Consider the following 22239-nt stretch of genomic DNA (forward strand, 5'->3'; position numbering starts at 1 on the left):
ATTCTTTAATATTTTATGGGGCGGACTCTTCTAGTTGCCAATTCAGTTTGCTAGCAAAGTGTTCCCATTTAGGAAACCTTTTTTGTTGTGCACTTTTTTTGAAAAACAGGTTTTGCAAAAAGCCTACTTTAAAGTCGGCAAGTTGAATTTGACTAGTTAGCGTATTTCCTAGACATTCCGTCGTCAAGTGAATGTTTTTCGTTTGTTCTTGATGCAGTAGATGTATACAGGCTTGCCAAATCGACTCCCACTGATCCGGAGAAACTTGATTACGTCCATCGATATAGTGAATGCCTGATTCTAAGCGGGTAATTTTTTCTGTAGCGATGGTATGAAAGGGTTTATTTAAAAACTGGGCTAAATTGGCTAAGTTTTCAGAATTGCCATGTAACTCCCGAGAAAATTTAATGAAGGAGTGAGGGTGAATTTGTGAGAGAGATCCAACTCCTTGCAGCCAAACTGAATTGATCGGTAGTTCGCCGCGCTCAAGGCGTGCCAAATTCACCGGGTGATCATGCCAAATCATTTGAATTTCATTTTGCATTTGACGCCATTTTTTTGCCACGCCCGCTTTTTCGGTATCTTTTGGCATCCAGATATCAATGTTTCTACCTTTGGCTAGATCGACGGTACTGGTTTTTAAAAGGCCAAATTCATTGGTGCAAAATAACCAAGAAGTTCCTGTGGGTATTACGCTATTGAATAAAAAATGCTCCAAAACTTCCACAATACTAGCTCTGAGAGCTTCTTCCTCGTCTCGAGTGATCTTGAGAATTACTGGATCAACCATCACTAAATGATCACGCGTTGCATGCAAATGGACTAGTTCTAATTGTGCCCAATCTTCTAAGGGATTCACCGCTTGATATGGAATGGCCTTAATTGCGGCTAGGGGGACTTGTGGACCCAACATAAAAATTTCATCCCATGTGCCACATTGTTCAAACTCATCCGTTTCTTGATGAAACTTCGAGTTTTTAACTAAAGCGCTTGGGGTCGGGGTAATTAAATTAATTTGCAAATTCATGATTTCATTTTAAAGGTTAATGAATTAGGATTTAAACTATAGTCATGAACTCACCACAAAACTACCGTAAACCTTTTTTTGAGTTGCCAATTTATATAGAAATTGGATTACGGTACGTGCGTGCTAGAAAGAAAAACTTAGCCGATAAAAAAGATGGTTTCCTCTCCTTTATCGCTACTTTATCCATGGTCGGCATCGCTTTGGGCGTGGCCGCTTTAATTGTGGTTTTATCGGTGATGAATGGATTTCAAAAGGAAGTCAGAGATAAGATGCTGTCGGTCTTATCTCATATTGAAATTCGGTCGCAAGATGGCATTGAAAATGTCCCTGCCTTATCTCAAGTATTACTTCAAAATCCCCATGTTAAAGGGGTTGCGCCCCTCTTGCAAACTCAGGGACTTTTAATTCATGCAGGCGTGATGCGCGGGGTGGAATTACGGGGCATTGATCCTCAGGCAGAGAGTAATGTTTCGGATTTGCCATCGCAATTTAGTAATGGTCGAATGCTTGATTTACGACCTGGAGAGTTTGGGATTGCCTTGGGTAGTCAATTAGCCCTTAGTTTGGGAGTGCAGTTAGGCGATAAAGTATCCGTGATGGTTCCTGATGGCGACATCACACCAGCTGGTGTCATGCCTAGGCAGAGAGTTTGTCAGGTAGTTGGTATTATTGATAGTGGTCACTATGAATACGATAGCTCCTTGGTATTGATGCACTGGCAAGATGCCGGTGCGATGACCCGATTATCTAGACCGACCGGCTTGAGAGTCCGCTTAGATGACATGCATCTCGCGCCACTAGTTGCATATGAATTGAATCGTCGCTTACCTCGTAATTTATTTGCATCCGACTGGTCACAGCAAAATCGAAATTGGTTTGCTGCAGTACAAACTGAAAAACGTATGATGTTTATTATTTTGGCTTTAATTATTGGCGTTGCGGCTTTTAATTTAGTCTCCACACTTGTGATGACGGTAACCGATAAACAGGCGGACATTGCCATCTTGCGAACCATGGGGGCTTCAGCTCGGATGATTCAAAAAATATTTTTTGTACAAGGTTTAGCGATTGGTATTTTGGGTTCTTTATTTGGAGTAATTTTTGGTCTTCTGATTGCTGCGAATATTGATGTGATTGTGCCAACAATTGAGGCTCTATTTAGAGTCCAATTTTTACCAAAAGATATTTACTTTATTAGTGAGCTACCCTCGGACATTCATTTAGAGGATGTATTGAAGGTAAGTTTCATGGCCTTCTTCCTCAGTTTGTTAGCTACCCTTTATCCAAGTTGGCGTGCGGCAAAAATTAATCCTGCGGAGGCTCTGCGTTATGAATAAATTAGCCGTGACTCCAGTCTTGCTAGCTCAAGGGGTGCGTAAAGTATTTCATAGTAATCATCAAGACCTTGAAGTATTAAATGGCATTGATTTAGCCGTAGCTGCTGGTGAAAAAGTGGCGATTGTAGGGGCTTCAGGTTCTGGTAAAAGTACGCTATTACATATTCTCGGTGGTTTAGACGAAGCCACTTCAGGCACAGTTTCCTTATCTGGAGTTGATTTTTCGACTCTCGGTGAGTCAGAACGTAACTCAGTGCGTAATGAAAAACTCGGGTTTATCTATCAATTTCATCATTTATTGCCAGAGTTTACTGCACAAGAAAACGTGGCAATGCCGCTCCGTATTCGTGGTTTACCTAAAGCAGTGGCCCTGTCTGCGGCAACTGAGATGCTCTTTAAAGTAGGTCTTAAGGACCGTCTATTACATACCCCAGGAATGCTTTCGGGAGGGGAGCGCCAACGCGTTGCTGTAGCCCGTGCCCTAGTTGGTAATCCGAGTTGTGTATTGGCTGATGAGCCGACGGGTAACTTGGATTCTCAGACAGCTGATCAAGTATTTGATTTGATGATGGAGGTCGCGAGTCAATTAGGCACAGCCTTTGTGATTGTGACTCATGACCCGTTACGGGCGAAGCGTTGTGATCGAATTTTAAAACTCAGCTCCAGTGGTTTAGTCAACCTTACTGCTTTAGAAACTGAGTAAGAAATGTGGTTTGATTCACATTGTCATTTGGATGCCGAAGAGTTTTCGAAGGACCTATCCTTGGTTTTAGCTAGGGCGGCTGAGCAGGGTGTTACTGGGATTTTAATTCCAGCAGTAGATGTGAAGTCTTTTGATCGAGTGATTGCCATTGTCGAACAGTGGAGCTCCCTCATGCCTTATCTGTGTTTTACCCTTGGCATCCACCCACTATATACACCTGCGGCCACCGCAGAGGATGTACACACTTTATTGCGATACGTAGAAAAATATCAAACCCATCCTCGGTTTGTCGGCATTGGCGAAATCGGTCTTGATTATTTTGTGACTGATTTAGATCCAGTAAAGCAAGAATGGTTTTTTGATCAGCAACTGAAATTAGCGAAGCAGTTTGATTTGCCAGTCATTCTGCATGTCAGAAAATCCCAAGACCAAATTTTAAAACGCTTGCGGAAAATGGGCCTATCTGGTGGTATCGCACACGCCTTTAATGGCAGTATGGTGCAAGCCAATCAGTTTATTCAGCTTAATTTTAAATTAGGCTTTGGTGGCACACTGACGTATGAGAGGTCTCTACAAATTCGGCGTTTGGCAAGGGATGTTCCGATGGATGCATACGTCTTAGAAACAGATGCGCCTGATATTCCTCCCGCTTGGTTAAAAGATACGGTTGATCAAAAGCGCCGTAATGAACCATTAGAAATTCCAGGGATTGCACAGACCTTTGCGACTCTTAGAGAGTTATCATTATTAGAAGTATCAAGTACGAACTTACATAATTTAAAAGTCGCTTTGCCGCGTTTACATCAACTCTTTCAAGATTAGTTTAGTAATAGTTTCCTCACCAGTTCAATAATCTCTCAATGATTCGTTGTGGAGTAAAAACTCCCTAGAGAGGAACTGTTTGCGTATTTTTATTACTCTATTCATGCTGGGTCAGTGGACCTGTTTATCTTTCAATCATTGGCCAGAATTTATAGAGCTCTTCATTCCTTTCGGAATACTTAGCCTTATTTATGTGGGAGTTCATTTTTATTTTTCTAAGCGAATCGTTTGGTGGGAGTTTAAACAAATAAAAACACCGATACTCATGTTAGGTATAGGTATTTTTTCGATTGGATTTTATCAAGTTGACTATTTACTTCAACAGCGAGCGCAGTCTGTTTTACCTGCTATGCTCGATGGGCAAACGTTGCAGGTACGAGCGGTAGTGGATGACTTGCCCAAACGAACCAGTAATGGCGTGCAGTTTAATGTGGCAGTGCTTGCTTGGAAGGAACCTCAGCGTAATGTCATTCAATCCGCCCTGTCAGGCTCAAATACCATGCCCGCCAAGCGATTGTCGATTCATTGGAAGATACCAAATCCAAAATGGCGACCAAAAAATACCAATCATTCGGAAGTATTAATTCCTGAAATTATTCCAGGTCAGGTATGGGACCTTAGCCTCAAGCTAAAAGTCCCTAGAGGCTTAAAAAATCCCTATGGTTTTGATGTGGAGCAGTGGATGATGCAACAACAGATTGATGGTAGTGGTTTTGTCAGTCAACCCACGCCAAAGCTAACTGCCGATTCGGTTTGGAGTTTTAAAATACTGATTGCCAAATTACGTTATCAAATTGCGCAAAAAGTTATTCATTCTCTGGGGGAGAAAGCTCCTTACAGCGGAGTAATTAGTGCTTTAGTGATGGGTGATCAACAAGCCATCTCTCAAGAGGATTGGCTCGTTTTTAATACGACGGGTATTGGCCACTTAATTTCTATTTCAGGCTTACATGTAACGATGTTTGCTGCGGTCGGCGCTTATGTAGCGAATTGTTTGTGGCGAAGAACCCGTCTTCCCTTAAAGTTCCCCGCGCAAAAATTTGCCGCATTAGTCGGGTTCATTAGTGCATTACTTTATACGTTTTTAGCTGGGTTTCAAGTGCCAGCTCAACGCACGATGTTGATGGTCGGGGTCGTGGGGGTATATTTGTTTTTATGTCGAGTGCCCAAGGCCTTTGACATTTGGTGGTGGGCTTTAGGTATTGTCTTATTGCTAGATCCTTGGGCAATTTTTACGCCTGGATTTTGTTTATCTTTTGGCGCGGTTGCAGCAATTCTGTATGCAATGCCTCCGCAGGAAGATGCCAAGCATACAGATATTGATTTAATTTTTTTAGAAAAGCTTAAAAAATCTCTCACAGAAGCAGTTCGAGTTCAAGCCGTGGTAACAATTGCCTTAATTCCATTAACAGTTTGGTGGTTTTACCAAATATCCTTGATCTCACCCTTTGCCAATGCCTTAGCAATTCCAATCGTTAGTTTTCTAGTGACACCACTTGCCATGTTGGGAGTCTTATTACCCTGGTGGTTGGGGGATGCTTGTTTATGGCTAGCGCATACTTGCTTTGCTATATTGGCTTGGTTTTTGAAGCCAATGGCCGCGTTGCCATGGTCCATTATTTATGCCGCTAAACCAAATGCTTGGTTACTTGCGATTGGAATTTTAGGGGTGATTGTCGTGATTCGACCAGGCCCTATTCTGAATTCCTGGAAATCAAGACTCCTTGGATTATTGGCTTGTCTATTGTTAATAATACCTAAAAGCTGGTTGATGGGCCATGGTATATCTTTAGGTGAGTTTAGGATGTTGGTTTGGGATATCGGGCAGGGGAGTGCGGTTTTAATCCAAACAAAGAACCATACTTTGCTATACGATACCGGTCCGGTTAGCGGTAATTTTGATCCTGGCAAACGGATCATTTTGCCTTTTCTCAGGGCCAGTGGTATTGATAAACTTGATCAATTAGCGATTAGTCATCAAGATGCTGATCATGTCGGTGGTTTGGTTTCAATATTAGAAAACTTCCCTGTAAAACGATCGATTGGCACCATCCCAGAGGATCATCCCTTACAACAGCAGTATGTGAAACATCATGTGACACTTTCGCCTTGCCAAGCCGGTCATTCTTGGCAGTGGGACGGCGTTGAATTTTATACTTGGCATCCCCACGCAGGGACAACTTTTGAAAAAAAATTTCATACAGGTAAACCCAATGAGATGAGTTGTGTGATTGAAGTGAGAAATCAACATCACTCTGTATGGTTAACAGGGGATGTGGAGAAGAGGGCAGAGCAGGAAATTATTGAGAGATTACTTCAACAACCAGATCAACTTAGCAAAATTCATCAAAGAAACATTGTCTTGATGACACCGCACCACGGGAGTAAAACATCTTCAAATCCTGAATTTGTGCAGTTGCTTGATCCGAATATAGTATTTTCGCAATCGGGTTATAAAAATCGTTATAACCACCCTCATCCGAGTGTGGTGGCACTGTATCAGTCCAGGGGAATGCAATTGTTAGATACCAACCTCACCGGAGCACAACGTTGGGATTCACAACAGTCACTTTTAAAGCATGAATTCTTTCGCAAGTAATCATCTATTCGATTGTGAATGCAGGTCTCAGGGTTAAGCGGAAATGATTAACCTCGCAATAAAGCTGGGTCTTAAAAGCACTTAATGGGCGTTAGAAGCTGCTGAAAAGTGTTCAACGAAGAGATTAAACTCATCAATTGCTGTCGGCCTGCCGTAGAGGTATCCTTGGAAAGTGCTACAACCTTCCTTGGCCAAAAAATCACGCTGTTCAGGTAATTCAATACCTTCAGCCGTTACATTTAAGGAGAGGCTATTGGCTAAAGAAAGAATCGAACGAATGATGGCTCGGTCTCCTGGGTCATTCATTAAATCGGTGACGAAACTCTTATCAATCTTAATTTCATCAAGGGGTAAACGCTTCAAATAGGTTAATGAAGAGTAACCGGTGCCAAAATCATCAATCGAGAATCGCACTCCAATTGCTCTTAAATCTAAAATAATTTTAATGACATTATCTAAGTCATCTAATAAAACGCTTTCTGTCAGTTCAAGAGTCAGTAAGTGCGGATTTGCCCCAGTCTCTAATAAGATCTTTTTGAGTTGATTGGAGAAATCGGGTTGCCGAAATTGGAGAGCGCTAATATTGATCGCAATACATAGTTCGAGTGTTTGAGGATTTTTTTGCCATGCTACTAATTGTTGACAGACCGTATTCAGTGCCCAGTATCCGATGGGGATAATTAAGCCATTCTCTTCGGCCATTGGAATAAAAGAAAGAGGGGGAATCAATTCCTGATCCGGCGATTGCCACCTTAGCAAAGCCTCTGCCCCCTTTAACTTGCCATCAAAGTTCACTTGAGGCTGGTAGTGAATGATAAATTCATAGTTGTTTACCGCAGACTTTAAGCGGTCCCCTAAGCTGACACGTTCGACAAATTTATCATGCATTTCCGTATTAAAAATACTAACCCTGTTTCGACCAGAAGTTTTTGCTTGATAAAGCGCAATATCAGCCTGCTTAAATAGCGCATTAATATCTTTATCCTCATTCGGAAAGGTCGTGACGCCGATACTAGCTGTTAGATGGTGAGTGATGCCATGAATGATTTTTGGTTGGCTTAGTAAGGTAATTAATTTATCGAGCACGACTTTAATAGCAAGTCCTGCGCTCCCTAAATCTGAGCCGAGGTCGGTGAGAAGTACCACGAACTCATCACCACCCAACCTAGCTGCCGTATCCGAGTCTCTCAAAGCAGTTCGCATACATTTAGCAACTTCAATCAAAATCTCGTCGCCAACATCATGACCATAAACATCATTGATGGTTTTGAAATGATCTAAATCGATCATTAAAATTGCGCCATATTTACCAGAGCGGATGGCATGTAAGTGCGATTGCTGTAAGCGATCTAGTAGTAGTCGGCGGTTCGGTAAGTCAGTTAGTGGATCATAAAAAGCTAACTCTAATATTTTCCTTTCGGCTTCTCTGGGGTCTCTAATATTAGAATAAATAGCTAAAAAATGATTAATTTCATTTTTGGAATCACGAATCGCGGAAATAGAAAGCCAAACGGGGTAGACAGCACCATCTTTTCGACGATTCCAAATATTGCCTTCCCAACGCCCTTCAGACAGAATGGCTTCCCACATATTGCGATAAAAGACGGGATCTTGATGTTCTTCAGACCTTAAAATAGAGGTACTGTTACCAATTAACTCTTCAACCGAATAACCTGTAGCCAATGAAAATGCTTCATTCGCTTTGAGAATAATTCCTTTTGCATTTGTTACCAGCATGGGGTCTCTGGATTGAAAAGCGACTGAAGCTATATGTAACTCGCTTTCGGCAATTTTTCTTTTAGTGATATTTTCCGAGAGAATGATAATTCCCCCAATTTGCCCTTTGGCGTTTTTCCAAGGTAACATTTCCCAGCGTAACCAAGCTTCACTTCCGTCGGGTAGGATGATTAAATCTTCATCATTGCTAACAGTCTCACCATTTAAACAACGACGATGGATTTCTCTCCATTTTTCAGGCGTATTCGGAAAAAGCTCATATTGATTATTACCAATGACGTCGTAGGATGAAATTTTTCGATCATCTAACCACCTTCGACTGGCAAATAAATAATTCATATTCGTGTCGAACATGGCTATACCAGCAGGTGCATTGTTAATAAACAATTGCAACTTGGTATTGGCTGTGGTTAATTCGTTAGCATTAATATCGAGGGCGTTTTCTAACAGCCGTCTTTCGCGATCGGCTGAAAGATAAGCTTCATTCACTAAACTGAGTAAGGAGTGCCATTTCGTTTCAACATCTAAATCTTTTTCAGCAACCAAAGAAAGTTGACGCCGCAACAATCGGTGTGTTTTCGGCTTGAAATCAGGAAAGGATTGTAAAAGTTCACTCATCTTCAGTAATCAGAGTGATTGTCGAGGTTTGATTATGTAACTGACAACTTTGAAGATGGTGGGAAGCAAACTCGCCGTAAGAATAGAAGCCTGAGATACTAAAGTCATCTCCTAGTTCTGAAGCAATGAGCTCCATTTCTTCCTCAGCAATTTGATCTAGTACTAACCTCCGTCCAACGCAACTCACAACGAGGCACAAACCTTGGTTTTTTTGGTGCTGATGCTTGAGTTCAGTGATCCGGTCTTGAGTAGACTCAAGCAACCTATCGATGTTGGTTTTCATGAGGCGTGCATAGCTCGCTTCTGGAATGTCACCAGCAAAAGTTAGACTCTGATCCTCTTGATTAATCCCAAGCAGCGTTCTAATAATCGGAGCTTCCTCCTCAGTTCGACGAATAGATAAGGGGAATCGCAAACCACTGCTGGGGAGCTGGTCGGCTAATTCACCTAAATATCTTTTATAAACATGTAGAGCTGGTTCATGATCTAACTCATAAACCGTATTTTTATGGGAACGCGTCACACGCCGCTCTGCACCAAACTCTGTCCAACCTGTAGAAAAACCGCTTGTCACATGGATAGGCCCATAAAAACCAATGAGGACTACTTGGTTTTTTCTTGTCAACCCGTTAAACATGACGCCAGTTTTGTTAAAACGATCGCTATCGCCTGCCAAGCCTCCAGTAATAGAGAAATTGTCTAACTCAAGACTTAAACTTTGTGCTAAATCAGACGCATTGATGTCTAGGCCATCTGACAAAACAAAACAATGCTTCAGTTGCTCCTTGGGGAAATCTTTTAAAGCCTGTTGCATTTCACTTTCATGATTTGAACTGGCATCAAGATCTACCTTGACCGAATGAATCCAACTTTTTTCAAAGTGAATCGCTAAAACTGTGAGATTATCACTGGATATTTTTGTGTCACGAATATTGCCAGCGGTTGAACAGCCGACGATATCCGCGTTTGGGTAAAAACTTGCAAGTGCTTGATAACACTCTTCTTTGTAAAAAAAATCCGAATCAGCGAAGACCAACACAAGATTTGTATCATTTAGAAAATTGGTTGTATCCCAACCATTTTGATTGTTCCAACTGATTTGTTGAAGTTTCATAGACAGAACAATTCTTTTAGAGATTGATTAAAAGCAAGATTTCGAACACATGTTAGATAGTATAGATAATTTCATACTATTTTGTCTAACATATTGATTCGAAAATCTAATTTTTAGCTTTTGACCCACTAACCATAAGAATAGTTGCGGTTCATGCTTTAGGCGGCATCCGCATTCGTGACATAGCCAAGTCCCATTGCTTCGTTCACGCGTGGCATTACTTCATGAGCCATCAGTTCCATAGATCTTCTACCTAAAACTGGATCGACTAAGTCCATACCCGCATAAACGATTTCGCCAATATTGCAACCAATACGTTCTTGTAAAGCCAGGATTTGATCAACAACCTCATTAACTGTGCCACAAATAACTAAATCGTCTAAGATGCCATCTAAAGTAATCGTTGAGTCATCGGCTTCTTGGCTCTTCTTAAAAATCACATGGCGATTAGAAATTTTCATTTTCGTCAGCATTTGTTTGTAGTAATAGCGATAGGGGCTGTTCTCATTCGACTTACCATATGCCTGTGCAGTTTTAGAGTCATCCGCTACAAAAATGGTCCTAGCCACACGCCAATCTTTGGTTAAAGCTTGCTGACCAACATTGGTTTTACCTTGTGAGTAATTGTTCCAATGACTTGGCAACCAATTCTCCAGCAAAAAATTAGCGGACATTGGGTGGAAATCTCGTTGTCCCATCGCGATTACACCTTTGGAGAAAGGTGCTACTACGGTACCAACGATTTCTGGATAAGGTTTCTGGAGGGGTTTCATAATGTAACCTCTACCAATTTCTAAAACTTGCGTATTTTGGACACTGACTTTAAAGCGGTTGTCAGGTAGATCAATGTTGTAGGGAGGTTCGCCCGCCCAAATCGCCAAAATGACATCAATCGCTTCCGCAAACATCTTATTACGATCTTCTTTAAAAATGCCAAGTGCTTCAGCATCGGACGCAAGTGCGCCTGGACTAATACCAAAAATAAAACGACCTTTGGCTAAACGATCGAACATAGCTGCCTGAGCAGCTATCAGTGTTGGATGGGCATGAGATAGGTTAGATGTCCCAGTACCTAATTTAATATTCTTGGTTTCAAAAATGAGCGTTGCCAAAAAAATCATGCTATTCGTGACGTTTTCTGCTTGATCGGTAAGGTGTTCACCTACAAACGCATCATAAAACCCTAACTGGTCGGCCAGAATAATTGTTTGACGATCTTCGTGTAATGTTTCTGTGCCATCCCGCTCTAGTGGATGAAGTGGCATTGTAAAGTAACCAAGTCTCATAGTATGTCCCTAACTAAATATTTATTTATTATTTAAATCAATCTTTCAATTTTATCTCAGCCGTGATTTTTTTGAATTTTTGAACTGCGGTTGTTGGAGATCAGGGGAAAAGAAATATTTTTTAAGTGTTTTTATTCAGTCGAGTATATAATTCAATATTCCAACTAGAGTGTTTTCGATGACCAAATTTGTCTTCGTTACTGGTGGTGTTGTTTCTTCCCTCGGGAAAGGAATAGCAGCCGCTTCGTTAGCCGCGATTCTCGAATCTCGCGGCCTTAAAGTCACCCTCCTAAAATTAGATCCCTACATTAACGTTGATCCTGGAACGATGAGTCCGATTCAACATGGTGAAGTTTTTGTTACCGAAGATGGTGCTGAAACTGACCTTGATTTAGGGCACTATGAGAGGTTTATCACAGCCAAAATGCGTAAAAGCAACAATTTCACCACCGGTCAAATTTATGACTCAGTGATTCGTAAAGAACGCCGTGGCGAGTATTTGGGCAAAACCGTACAGGTGATTCCGCATATTACCAATGAAATTCAGGCTTTCATCGAGCGTGGAGCAGCTGCTTGTTTTGGCGGTCAAACTGATGTTGCCATTTGTGAAATCGGCGGTACAGTAGGCGACATCGAGTCCTTGCCATTTTTAGAAGCGGCACGTCAGATGAGCTTGCGTAAGCCTCGCAATGACACGGCTTTTATTCATTTGACCTTGGTACCCTATATAGCCAGTGCTGGTGAGTTAAAAACCAAACCGACTCAGCACTCAGTCCAGAAATTACGTGAAATTGGCATTATGCCAACTGCTTTGTTATGCCGTGCGGATCGTATGATACCCGCTGAGGAAATGTCGAAGATTTCTTTGTTCGCTAATATGCGACAAGAAGCCGTTATTTCCGTTTGGGATGCCGATACGATTTATAAGATTCCACAAATGCTTCATGAGCAAGGCTTGGATGAGATTATCTGTAATGAGTTGAATTTGAGTCCACCACCAGCCGATCTGTCGGTTTGGAGTAATTTGGTGTACCGTATGGAAAATCCGAAGCACCATGTCAATATTGGTATGGTCGGTAAGTATATGGATTTAACAGAATCTTACAAATCTCTGATTGAAGCATTGCGTCATGCTGGTATTCACAATGAAACCCAAGTAAATATCCGTTACGTGGATTCGGAGCTTTTGGAGCATGGGGATATTGCAAGTATTGAAGGTCTTGATGCAATTTTAGTTCCAGGTGGTTTTGGTGTCAGAGGAACGGAAGGCAAAATTGCCGCAATTTCTCATGCGCGGAAAAATGGTATTCCATACCTCGGCATTTGTCTTGGTATGCAATTAGCAGTGATTGAGTTTGCCAGAAATGTAGCAGGGTTGCAGGGGGCAAATAGTACTGAATTCAATCCAGCGGTTGAGCATAAAGTCGTTGCCTTAATTACAGAATGGGAAAATAGTGACGGTAAAGTGCAAACGAGAGACGATCAGTCTGATCTCGGTGGCACCATGCGCTTAGGTTCACAGCGTTGTCCAGTTAAGCCAAACACCTTGGCAAATGCTATTTATGGTGCAGAGGTGAATGAGCGTCATCGTCATCGCTATGAAGTAAATAATGAGTACGTGCCGCAACTCGAAAAAGCGGGCATGATCATTTCAGCTCGGACGCCGAATGAGAATCTGCCAGAAATGATGGAATTACCCCAAGATGTTCATCCGTGGTTTTTTGGGGTGCAGTTTCATCCGGAATTTACCTCTACGCCAAGAGATGGGCATCCCTTGTTTAGTGCTTATATTCAGGCGGCAAAGTTGTACGCAGCTCAAAAAAATCTTTCGAAAGCAACTGTATGAAGCTATGTGGTTTTCCCGTTGGACTCGAGCATCCTTTTTTCTTGATTGCAGGACCTTGTGTCATCGAGTCTGAACAGATGGCATTAGAAACTGCTGAGGAATTAAAGAAAATTACAACAGCTTTAAATATTCCTTTTATTTATAAGTCGTCTTTTGATAAAGCCAATCGTTCCTCAGGAACTACCTTCCGTGGTTTAGGCATGAGTAAAGGGCTAGAAATTTTAGCTACCGTCAAAGAAAAAATTGGTGTACCAGTCCTCACGGACGTGCATGAAATTTACGAAATTAAACCGGTCTCAGAAGTTGTTGACGTGTTACAAACGCCAGCGTTTTTATGCCGTCAAACTGACTTTATTCAGGCTTGTGCAACGAGTGGTAAACCGGTCAATATCAAAAAAGGTCAATTTTTAGCACCCCATGATATGGTCAATGTGATCAATAAGGCCAGAGCTGCAGCCAAAGCAGCTGGACTGCCAGAAGACCAGTTTATGGCTTGCGAACGTGGTGTGAGTTTTGGTTACAACAATTTAGTTTCTGATATGCGAAGTCTAGCCATCATGCGCGAGACGAATGCGCCGGTCGTGTTTGATGCGACCCACTCAGTTCAATTGCCTGGTGGTCAAGGAACTAGTAGCGGTGGTCAAAGAGAGTTTGTGCCGGTCTTGGCTCGTGCAGCGATGGCCGTTGGCATTAGCGGTATTTTTATGGAAACGCATCCAGATCCTGCGCATGCGATGTCTGATGGTCCCAATGCAGTCCCTTTGCATCAAATGCAAGCTTTACTAGCTACTTTAAAAGGGATTGATGATTTGGTGAAGCAGCCAAATATGTTTTTAGAAAATGAATTTTAGTTAGATATTTTTTAACTAACAGTTTGACAAATTTAATTTAAATTAGAGAGCAAATAATGAGTGCAATTGTTGATATTATCGGTCGTGAAATTTTAGATTCTCGTGGCAATCCAACGGTAGAGTGCGATGTTTTGTTAGAGTCTGGTGTCATGGGACGTGCGGCTGTACCAAGTGGTGCATCCACTGGTTCTAGAGAAGCTATTGAACTACGTGATGGTGAACATGGTAGATACCTGGGCAAAGGTGTTTTAAAAGCGGTTGATAATATTAATACTGAAATTGCTGAATCGATTATGGGTTTGGATGCTTCAGAGCAAGCATTTTTAGATCGCACTTTGATTGATTTAGATGGTACTGATAACAAGGCTAGACTGGGTGCAAATGCAACCCTCGCCGTATCAATGGCGGTAGCTAGAGCCTCTGCAGAAGAAGCTGGTTTACCACTTTATCGCTACTTTGGTGGTTCTGGTGCGATGCAAATGCCTGTACCGATGATGAATATTGTTAATGGTGGCGCACATGCAAACAATAGTTTAGATATCCAAGAATTTATGATCATGCCAGTAAGCATGACGAATTTTAAAGAAGCATTGCGTTGTGGCGCTGAGGTTTTCCATAGTCTCAAGAAAATTTTGCATGACAAAAATATGCCTACCTCTGTTGGTGATGAGGGTGGTTTTGCGCCGAACTTTGCAAGTAATGAAGAGTGTTTAAACACCATCTTACAAGCGATTGAAAAAGCAGGGTACCGTCCTGGTGAAGATGTTTTATTAGCCTTAGATTGTGCTGCTAGTGAATTTTATAAAGATGGTAAATATAACCTAAGTGGTGAAGGTCTCCAATTGACGTCTTCAGAATTTTCAGACTATCTTGGTAATTTAGCGGATAAGTTTCCGATTGTTTCAATTGAAGATGGCATGCATGAGGGTGATTGGGAAGGTTGGTCTATTCTTACGCAAAAACTTGGTAAGAAAATTCAGCTCGTTGGAGACGACCTTTTTGTTACTAATACTAAGATTTTGAAAGAAGGTATTCAAAAAGGGATTGCAAATTCTATTTTAATTAAGATCAATCAGATTGGTACTTTGACAGAAACGTTTGCGGCGATTGAAATGGCTAAGCGAGCAAATTACACCTCTGTGATCTCGCATCGCTCTGGTGAAACCGAAGATAGTACGATTGCAGATATCGCTGTAGGTTTAAATGCTGGTCAAATCAAGACGGGATCTTTATCTCGTTCGGACCGTATTGCTAAATACAACCAATTGATTCGTATTGAAGAAGATCTCGGAGATGTTGCTAGTTACCCGGGTCGTTCTGCTTTTTATAACCTTGGTTATTAAGCTGCAGCCGTGCGCTATATTGTTTATGGGCTACTAATTCTATTAGTAGCTATTCAATATCCTCTTTGGATTGGTAAAGGTGGTTGGTTGTACGTCTACCAATTAGACAAAGAGGTGAAAGCGCTACAGGAAACCAAGAAAGAACTAGAGATTCGCAATGCGAAAATCGCCGGTGATGTGCAGGATTTAAAGCAAGGCTCCAGAGGTGTTGAAGAACGCGCTCGTATGGAGCACGGTATGGTCAAAGACAATGAGATTTTAGTGAAGGTGTTAAAGCCTGAAGAGTCTTTGCCAAAGTCGAATAAACCTTCAAAATGAAGTCGATTTAAACAGGTTATTCTTGGAACACCTCTCCTGCAAATAGGTATTTTACTCTTTGGTAGGCAAATCGTTTAAACGCCATTCTTTCCCGTCATTGGTGAATTTAAAAGTCTAATTTTCTGAGCGAATTGGTATATTAATGCCATACCATAAGGTAAACCATTAACCACTACCAATAAAAAGTGATCGAAGCATGGAAATAAAATTACCAGTCCCACCTTTTACACTAGAAACAGCAAAGCAAAAAATTCGTATGGCAGAGGATGCCTGGAATACGAGAGACCCTGAAAAAGTATCGCTGGTGTATACACCTGATACCATTTGGCGAAATCGTGCCGAGTTTCCCGTCGGGCGAGAGCAAGTTAAAGAGTTTTTAACGCGTAAATGGAATAAAGAGTTGGACTATCGGTTGATTAAAGAATTATGGGCTTTTTCCGAGAATAGAATTGCTGTGCGGTTTGCCTATGAATGCCGTGATGACTCTGGCAACTGGCAGCGTTCTTATGGGAACGAAAATTGGGAATTTAATGAACAGGGCTTCATGATGAGACGCTTTGCGAGTATCAATGATTTACCCATTAAAGCGTCTGAGAGAAAGTTCTTTTGGGACTTAGGTAGACGACCGGATGATCATCCTAGCCTCAGCGATTTAGGCTTGTAATGACTGAGGACTCGCTCTTTGTAACGAATTAGTGCTTACCTTGTGGGGGTCTCATTTTATCGATAAGATTGTCAGCAGCAAATAACTGTTGGCAATCGACTAAATCAAATTGATAGACTTGGCCACAAAAATCACAGGTGGTTTCTACCTGTTGTTGTTCGGCCAAAATTTCTGCAACCTCATCTTTGCCAAGCATCAGCATCATATTGCCAACTTTTTCACGTGAACATTGGCAGGCAAATTGGACATGGCGCAGTGGGAAACCTCGAACCCCTTGGTAGTTGGCTTCATCTAAGAACAAGCGCTGCATCAATACCGTCGGTGGAGTTGATAACAACTCTTCATCTTTAACGGTATTGACCATCATCATGACTCGATTCCAGTCTTCTGCTAACTCGTCATGATCAACGGGAGTGCTACTCGTTTTGCCACCAACATTCGGCAATTTTTGGATGAGAATGCCACCAGCGTGGGTGTTACTACTACTTAAAAGAATGTGGGTTTCAAGTTGCTCAGAGTAGTTCATATAGGCCATTACCGCCTGCGCAATCGAAGTAATCGGTTTGCCACCGAGCATTAATGGCACAATGCCTTGATAAGCCTGTTGACCATCTTGCCTGTTTTTTGGATCCAGTGTGATGGCTAATTTGCCATTGCCATCAGGGTTAATCAGTTCTGAGAGGGTGGCGTCATCGTAAAGCATTTCAGGATCGATATCCTTGGCTAATTTGATAGTCGCGCGAATCTCTAAATTCATATTACATTCAACCACGATTAATCGCACTAGGCCTGTACCCTGAGCTTGAATAATCAAAGTGCCGTCAAACTTCAATGTAGCACTTAATAACGCACCTGCTGCGACCATTTCACCCAAATGCTTCTGAATAACAGGGGGATAGCTTTTTCTTTCTAAGATGGTTGTCCACGCCTGATTTAAAAGAACGATTTCGCCACGAATTTGGCTTTTTTCAAATAAGAAAGTTTGTAAAGTGTCAAATGGATTACTGGATGTGGTGTCTGATGGAGTGGTCATAAAAAATATTCTTGGTTTTAGAAGGCGGCATCAAAAGATGAGTAATTCTCTTAAAGCAAAATAAGCTTCAATTGCAAATGGAAGATTCAATGCACAATATTTGTTATTGTATTAGTAATGTATTTATTTGATCAAAACTCGCAAAAAAAGGTCGGGGAATGAAGTCCTTTCCTGAAAAACATCCGTTGCTAATTGCGCTTGCATTAGCTCTAGGTGCTGCCATCACGCTCGGTATCTCACGCTTTGCCTATGCCTTATTTTTGCCTTTAATGCGGATTGACCTGAACTGGTCGTATTTGACGGCGGGCAATATGAATACAGGTAACGCCATGGGGTATTTTATTGGTGCGATGAGCTCGGCATGGGCATTTTCGAAAGTGGGATTAAGGCGACCATTTTTAGTGATGTTAATGATTTCCATTGTTACGATGTTTTTGACGGGCTTTGTTGAAAGTGCATTCGTTATTTTTATCTTCCGGCTTTTATTGGGTTTTTGTAGTGGCTACATTTTTATTGCTGGAGGAGTACTCGCAACTCAGTTAAGTAGTCAGCACAGTCATCAGTCTGGACTCATTTTAGGCATTTATTATGGTGGGATTGGTGGTGGGGTTCTGCTCTCGAGCATATTAGTTAATCCATTTGATCATTGGGCACAAAGTGTGGGATATGACCATCCTTGGCAAATTGCATGGATTGGCATGGCCGGGGTTAGTTTGGTGCTATTTGCACTCTTGCTAAAGCCGGTATTGTTGATGTCAGAAATGTCGGAGACGAAAGTTCTTTCAAAGGAACGTATCGACCCCAAAAATAATTTTTGGATTGGTAGTGGTTATTTTCTATATGGCATTGGCCATGTGGGTTACATGACCTTTGTGATTGCAATGCTCAGGGAAATGGGATTTAACGGGAATCTGATTAATCTATTTTACGGATTGCTTGGATTATCGATGATGCTCTCGTCTCGGTTATGGGCAAAAATGTTGGAGAGGTCAAAGGGTGGGGAAGCAATGGGACTAGTGAATCTAATTTTGACCATCGCTTGTTTTATTCCAACCATCATGGCGTTTTTAGATAAAACCAGTGTAGATCGGGCGGAGCCAAACTATTTAAGCCTTATTTTTATCCTGTCTTCCGCCACTTTATTTGGGTCGAGTTTTGTGGTTGCTGTCTCTAGTACTACCGCCTTTGTAAAGCATAATTATCCAAAAAATCAATGGTCTATTGGCATTCGTTTCTTTACAATTTTATTTGCTACGGGCCAAATCATTGGGCCATTTTTAATCGGCTTTATTGCTGATCATCTTGGGGGATTACCTATTGGCTTGCTGGTCTCAACGATGATTTTGTTGGCCGCTAGTTTATTGGCCTATCGCCAGAAATCATTTGTTACTAAAAAGAGCGTGGGATAATAATATCTATGACAAATACTACTACTCCAAACCGTGTTCGTACCCGTTTTGCGCCAAGTCCAACGGGCTTTATTCATTTAGGTAACCTAAGAAGTGCTCTATACCCTTGGGCCTTTGCTAGATCAATGCAAGGAGATTTCGTTCTCCGCATTGAGGATACTGATCAAGAGCGATCTTCTTTAGAAGCTGTTGAAGTCATTATCGAAGGAATGAGTTGGTTAGGGCTTGATGTAGATGAGGGTCCGATCTACCAAATGCAACGCATTGACCGTTATCGTCAAGTGATTAATGAAATGCTTGAAAGTGGCCTCGCTTATTACTGTTATATGAGTGAAGAAGAATTAGATGCTATGCGTGAAAAACAAATGGCACAAAAACAAAAGCCACGATATGACGGTACTTGGCGTCCGGAGCCAGGTAAAACTTTACCGCCAGTGCCAACCGATATTCGACCTGTTATTCGTTTTAAAAATCCAATCGAAGGATCCGTGATTTGGAAAGACGCAGTCAAGGGTGTGATTGAAATTTCTAACCAAGAATTAGATGACCTCGTGATTGCTAGACCTGATGGTACGCCAACCTATAATTTCTGCGTTGTGATTGATGATATGGATATGAATATTACCCATGTTATTCGTGGAGATGATCACGTTAATAACACGCCAAGGCAAATTAATATTATGCAAGCCTTAGGCGGAACATTGCCGGTTTATGCCCATCTACCAACTGTTCTTAATGAACTTGGCGAAAAAATGAGTAAGCGCAATGGGGCTATGAGTGTGAGAGATTTTCAGAAGGCCGGTTATATGCCGGAAGCTATCTTAAATTACCTTGCTAGGCTAGGTTGGTCGCATGGGGATGCTGAAATATTTACAAAAGAACAGTTTATTGAATGGTTTGATTTAGATAGCTTAGGAAAATCACCAGCTCAATTTAGTCCAGAAAAATTGATTTGGCTAAATCATCATTACATCGCTCATACCGAAAGTGCTGAGTTAGCGAAGCGCGTCAAGCCATTTGCCATTTTGGAAGGGATTGAGTTTGCCGAAGGTGCTGAATGCACTACTAAAGTAGGCCCTGATTTTGTGAAAGTAGTTGATTTGCTAAAAGGTCGCGCAAACACATTAGTGGAAATTGCTCAAGGGGCAAAAATGTTTTATGCCACACCGCCAACTCATCAATTAGATGGTGAGGAGTTTGTTAAAAATGTCCCGCCAGCCGTGAAGCCTTATATTGGCGATTTAGTGGCATTAATTAAAGCTACTGATGGTACCAAGGAGCAAATTGCAGCAGCGATGAAGGAAGTGCTAGCTAAACACGGAATCAAGATGCCGGTGCTAGCCATGCCCGTGCGTTATTTAATGTTTGCAACCACCCAGACCCCTGCAATTGATGCAGTTCTATCCATCATGGGCAGTACAGAAGTTGAAAAGCGTTTAGGAGTTCTTGGTTAATTCACTGCATGGTTGTTTTGATTGGTCAGGTGTTGATACGACACCTGTTTGAAAAAAACTTCAGTATTTTTACAATTTCATTTGCTAATCAGAATAAAAATGGGTTAGAATATGAGACTGTTCTGAAAGCAGTTAATAAATTAAAAAAATTAATTAACCCAGTTTAAATTACACAGTTTGATGGTGACAAATCAAAATGAAAGTAAAATAACACTGTAAAGCTAAAGAAATAGAAAGATTTTGGTTTTAGCCTGTATTGATTCATTTCAGTACTAATAGAAGTACGGGGCTATAGCTCAGCTGGGAGAGCGCTTGCATGGCATGCAAGAGGTCAGCGGTTCGATCCCGCTTAGCTCCACCAGTAGTTGTAAAAGTTTTGCAGTACCGTAGTATCTGGGTCCCCATCGTCTAGAGGCCTAGGACATCACCCTTTCACGGTGAGTACGGGGGTTCGAATCCCCCTGGGGACGCCAAGAAGTACAATTGGAGTGGTAGTTCAGTTGGTTAGAATATCGGCCTGTCACGCCGAGGGTCGCGGGTTCGAGTCCCGTCCGCTCCGCCAATATTATTAAATTAGCCCCTTACGAGGGGCTTTTTTATTGCCTAAATCTTTCCCAACTACTCCGATTACCCTAATAAATAGATGGTTTTAAGTCTACTTGACATAACTGTATATGTTCATAATATACAGTTCTGATTAATTTTTCTTCAGTACTTGGATTTCAATGGGATATAGGGAATTTGCAAAAAAGTGCCCAAAAACATGATGTCCACCCAACAGAGTCAGAAGAGATCTTTTTTAATAGCCCATTAATTATCAGTAATGATACTGAGCACAGTAATAATGAAAAAAGATATTTAGTATTAGGTATAACGAATAAAAAGAGATTTTTAACAGTTATTTGTACTCTTCGGGAGAGTGATACCTTAATTCGGGTTATTTCTGCGAGAGACCAATACCGAAAAAAAAGGATAGTTTATGCCAAAGCAACTAAAACTTGAAGTGAAAAAATTAAAAACAATTCCAAAATTCAAGAATGAGGAAAGTGAACGTCAGTTTTGGGAAAGCCCCGAAAATGATGCGACAGATTATTTTGAAGTTTCAAAAATGGTGGTTGCAAATTTCTCGAATTTAAAACCTTCAACGACGAGTATTTCATTAAGATTATCTGATAGTTTGTTGGAGGGTATTCGACAACAAGCTAACAAATTAGATGTGCCATACCAATCATTGATGAAAATATGGCTGACTGAGAAACTTGGGGAAAGTCTCCGTAGTTAAATAGGCTTTATTTTTTTATTCATGGGTAAATAAGATTGAAAATCTTTTTTTTGGGGATAGTTTTGCTGGCCATTACCAAGAATCTGAATAGTCAAATTGTTGGATCTTTTTTATTTAAAAATTGACTTTATCGTATCAAATGCAACCTGTAGCAGAAAACATTAAATTAGGAATAATCTGCCCATTAGTTATTACAAGTACTGATAGAACTTCATTAGTATCTGGAGTTCCCACCTTTTCTGAAGCTGGTATACCTGGATTTGCTGCCTTATCTTGGTAGGGTGTATATCCTCTAGCTGGTACACCAAAAGACATTCAGGATAAATACCATGCTGCTTTGGTAAAAATTATGAGTGAACCAGAAATTAAAGAGAGATTTGCAGCTTTAGGTGTTCAAGCGCAAGCAACTAGTATGGATGAATTTAAGTCTTTTCTCAGTTCAGAAAATTCTAAGTATTCAAAGTTAATTACTGAAAACAAAATCATGGCCGAATAATTAATTGTCTTTGCCATATTATCTCCAGTCTGAAACAAAATCTAACCCACCAAATAAGGTTAGACTTTAATAGACTAATAAAAACAAAAGGGCATTGTAAATAAAAAGTTCTAAAGAGATGTTGTTGGACGTAGATGTTCTTGAATGTTTTCTAAGAGGGAAAACGTCGGCTTTGGTAACGTTCATCAATTAGCCCCTTACGAGGGGATTTTTTATAGCCTAAATTTCCCTTCACACTTTGAAGTCTTAAGACAAATCAGAATTTTCAGTATATTTGTCATAGGAAGTATGTATTCTTCA

At 41.1% G+C, this 22239-nt stretch carries 19 protein-coding genes and 3 tRNA genes; 17 read left to right on the top strand and 5 right to left on the bottom strand.

The genetic code is table 11. The annotated features are described in order from the left end of the window. Positions 1-13 precede the first annotated feature (13 nt). Complete coding sequence (locus B8983_RS02545) at positions 14-1027, bottom strand: hypothetical protein (RefSeq protein ID WP_084282378.1); 1014 nt, start codon at positions 1025-1027, stop codon at positions 14-16. A 44-nt stretch (positions 1028-1071) separates the two neighbouring features. On the opposite strand from B8983_RS02545, the gene B8983_RS02550 reads away from it, so the two are divergent. The 4 genes from B8983_RS02550 to B8983_RS02565 all read left to right on the top strand — a co-directional run bounded on the left by B8983_RS02550 (position 1072) and on the right by B8983_RS02565 (position 6488). After that, positions 1072-2364 (top strand): lipoprotein-releasing ABC transporter permease subunit, encoded by a 1293-nt coding sequence (locus tag B8983_RS02550; RefSeq protein ID WP_084282380.1) that lies wholly within the window; start codon positions 1072-1074, stop codon positions 2362-2364. Next, positions 2357-3067 carry an ABC transporter ATP-binding protein gene (locus tag B8983_RS02555; protein WP_084282382.1) on the top strand — a complete coding sequence of 237 codons (711 nt, stop codon included), beginning with the start codon at positions 2357-2359 and terminating at the stop codon, positions 3065-3067. The genes B8983_RS02550 and B8983_RS02555 overlap by 8 nt, the downstream gene beginning before the upstream one ends. A gap of 3 nt (positions 3068-3070) precedes the next feature. Beyond that, a complete protein-coding gene (locus tag B8983_RS02560; RefSeq protein WP_084282384.1) occupies positions 3071-3889 on the top strand; it encodes a TatD family hydrolase in 819 nt (272 codons plus the stop codon). Between the two features lie 79 nt (positions 3890-3968). Next, positions 3969-6488 (top strand): DNA internalization-related competence protein ComEC/Rec2, encoded by a 2520-nt coding sequence (locus B8983_RS02565; protein WP_143736070.1) that lies wholly within the window; start codon positions 3969-3971, stop codon positions 6486-6488. 81 nt (positions 6489-6569) lie between these two features. Here the strand turns inward: B8983_RS02565 and B8983_RS02570 are convergent, their stop codons facing one another. The 3 genes from B8983_RS02570 to B8983_RS02580 all read right to left on the bottom strand — a co-directional run bounded on the left by B8983_RS02570 (position 6570) and on the right by B8983_RS02580 (position 11243). After that, positions 6570-8843, bottom strand: a complete 2274-nt coding sequence (locus tag B8983_RS02570) for a sensor domain-containing protein (protein ID WP_084282388.1) — start codon at positions 8841-8843, stop codon at positions 6570-6572. Beyond that, on the bottom strand, positions 8836-9957 hold the full coding sequence (locus tag B8983_RS02575) for an FIST signal transduction protein (RefSeq protein ID WP_084282390.1): 1122 nt from the start codon (positions 9955-9957) through the stop codon (positions 8836-8838). The genes B8983_RS02570 and B8983_RS02575 overlap by 8 nt, the downstream gene beginning before the upstream one ends. Before the next feature lie 158 nt (positions 9958-10115). After that, positions 10116-11243 carry an LLM class flavin-dependent oxidoreductase gene (locus B8983_RS02580; protein ID WP_084282392.1) on the bottom strand — a complete coding sequence of 376 codons (1128 nt, stop codon included), beginning with the start codon at positions 11241-11243 and terminating at the stop codon, positions 10116-10118. Positions 11244-11421: 178 nt separating this feature from the next. Between B8983_RS02580 and pyrG the strand changes: the two genes are divergently transcribed. The 5 genes from pyrG to B8983_RS02605 all read left to right on the top strand — a co-directional run bounded on the left by pyrG (position 11422) and on the right by B8983_RS02605 (position 16265). Then, positions 11422-13089, top strand: a complete 1668-nt coding sequence (gene pyrG / locus B8983_RS02585; RefSeq protein WP_084282394.1) for a CTP synthase — start codon at positions 11422-11424, stop codon at positions 13087-13089. After that, entirely contained in the window at positions 13086-13940 is an 855-nt protein-coding gene (gene kdsA / locus B8983_RS02590) for a 3-deoxy-8-phosphooctulonate synthase (RefSeq protein WP_084282396.1), read from the top strand. The genes pyrG and kdsA overlap by 4 nt, the downstream gene beginning before the upstream one ends. A 56-nt stretch (positions 13941-13996) precedes the next feature. Beyond that, positions 13997-15283, top strand: coding sequence for a phosphopyruvate hydratase (gene eno / locus B8983_RS02595; protein WP_084282398.1), 1287 nt, complete (start codon positions 13997-13999; stop codon positions 15281-15283). A 9-nt stretch (positions 15284-15292) separates the two neighbouring features. After that, positions 15293-15601, top strand: coding sequence for a cell division protein FtsB (ftsB, locus tag B8983_RS02600; protein ID WP_084282399.1), 309 nt, complete (start codon positions 15293-15295; stop codon positions 15599-15601). 196 nt (positions 15602-15797) lie between these two features. After that, complete coding sequence (locus B8983_RS02605) at positions 15798-16265, top strand: nuclear transport factor 2 family protein (RefSeq protein WP_084282400.1); 468 nt, start codon at positions 15798-15800, stop codon at positions 16263-16265. Between the two features lie 28 nt (positions 16266-16293). Here the strand turns inward: B8983_RS02605 and hslO are convergent, their stop codons facing one another. Then, positions 16294-17298 (bottom strand): Hsp33 family molecular chaperone HslO, encoded by a 1005-nt coding sequence (gene hslO, locus B8983_RS02610; protein ID WP_084282403.1) that lies wholly within the window; start codon positions 17296-17298, stop codon positions 16294-16296. A 158-nt stretch (positions 17299-17456) separates the two neighbouring features. On the opposite strand from hslO, the gene B8983_RS02615 reads away from it, so the two are divergent. From B8983_RS02615 to B8983_RS13840, 8 genes are all read left to right on the top strand, one after another. Beyond that, on the top strand, positions 17457-18707 hold the full coding sequence (locus B8983_RS02615; protein WP_084282405.1) for a YbfB/YjiJ family MFS transporter: 1251 nt from the start codon (positions 17457-17459) through the stop codon (positions 18705-18707). Between the two features lie 8 nt (positions 18708-18715). Further along, on the top strand, positions 18716-20161 hold the full coding sequence (gltX, locus tag B8983_RS02620; protein WP_084282406.1) for a glutamate--tRNA ligase: 1446 nt from the start codon (positions 18716-18718) through the stop codon (positions 20159-20161). A 285-nt stretch (positions 20162-20446) separates the two neighbouring features. Continuing rightward, a tRNA-Ala gene (locus tag B8983_RS02625) sits at positions 20447-20522 on the top strand. Between the two features lie 36 nt (positions 20523-20558). Continuing rightward, a tRNA-Glu gene (locus B8983_RS02630) sits at positions 20559-20634 on the top strand. Positions 20635-20646: 12 nt separating this feature from the next. Next, positions 20647-20723: transfer RNA gene (locus B8983_RS02635), tRNA-Asp, on the top strand. A 170-nt stretch (positions 20724-20893) separates the two neighbouring features. Beyond that, positions 20894-21163 (top strand): BrnT family toxin, encoded by a 270-nt coding sequence (locus B8983_RS02640; protein ID WP_255372796.1) that lies wholly within the window; start codon positions 20894-20896, stop codon positions 21161-21163. Continuing rightward, positions 21141-21443 carry a BrnA antitoxin family protein gene (locus B8983_RS02645; protein ID WP_200806859.1) on the top strand — a complete coding sequence of 101 codons (303 nt, stop codon included), beginning with the start codon at positions 21141-21143 and terminating at the stop codon, positions 21441-21443. Before B8983_RS02640 ends, B8983_RS02645 begins: the two co-directional genes overlap by 23 nt. Positions 21444-21792: 349 nt before the next feature. Continuing rightward, complete coding sequence (locus tag B8983_RS13840; protein WP_234986868.1) at positions 21793-21939, top strand: hypothetical protein; 147 nt, start codon at positions 21793-21795, stop codon at positions 21937-21939. Positions 21940-22239 lie beyond the last annotated feature (300 nt).

Source organism: Polynucleobacter kasalickyi, from assembly GCF_900176405.1.
Taxonomy (GTDB): domain Bacteria; phylum Pseudomonadota; class Gammaproteobacteria; order Burkholderiales; family Burkholderiaceae; genus Polynucleobacter; species Polynucleobacter kasalickyi.